Origin of the sequence: Paragemmobacter kunshanensis (assembly GCF_011059185.1) — a bacterium.
GTDB classification, from domain to species: domain Bacteria; phylum Pseudomonadota; class Alphaproteobacteria; order Rhodobacterales; family Rhodobacteraceae; genus Paragemmobacter; species Paragemmobacter kunshanensis.
In genome coordinates this window covers 1-556 of record NZ_JAALFE010000115.1, presented here as the reverse complement: position 1 = coordinate 556, position 556 = coordinate 1, and the positions used below count along the sequence as shown (strand labels likewise).

General features: G+C 52.7%; 1 protein-coding gene. It reads right to left on the bottom strand.

The window, feature by feature from the left end; translation table 11 throughout:
* Window positions 1–93 precede the first annotated feature (93 nt).
* Window positions 94–556 (bottom strand): hypothetical protein (locus G5V65_RS22055; protein WP_206526945.1); only part of this gene is annotated, 463 nt, incomplete at its 5' end.

The window sequence follows — 556 nt, the reverse complement described above, 5'->3', positions numbered from 1 at the left end:
GCCGTCAACGCCATGATTTATATGCGAAATATCACGATTACGACAGCGAAATCAGCGACTTACTTGGAGAATGTGGGTTCACACGATCTATCCCTATTCTCTAAACCGTGGGCTTGGGTTCTTCGCAGACCAAGTCAACGTATTGGGCGGGTTCATGGCAACGATTTGATCTGACGCGCCATAAGCCTGTCTTGGCAATGTCCAGCAATTCGCCCAACCGTCATTGCTGGCAATAATTCGATCAGACGAATAACCAAGATAGCCACTATCATAGAGCGGCTCACTGTATCCCGTGCGGTGGCCTTCAATGCCAAAAGAGACGGCTTCAAGCGTTCTGTCAGAGCCGTTTACGATCCCGATGAACAGCGGGAAATCAGAGCTACAACGCTCAAGGTCATAGGACACGGTAACCGACATTCCCCAAGTGGCCTGCCGCTTGACTTCAAGATCGCCTGATTTTGCTCGCTGGGCAAGCGTTCTTCGCCCCGAGCGGTGTCTGTCGTCGCGCAAACGGCCGAAGTCGGGTGGATCAAGCCTCGAACCCGCAGCATTCTGG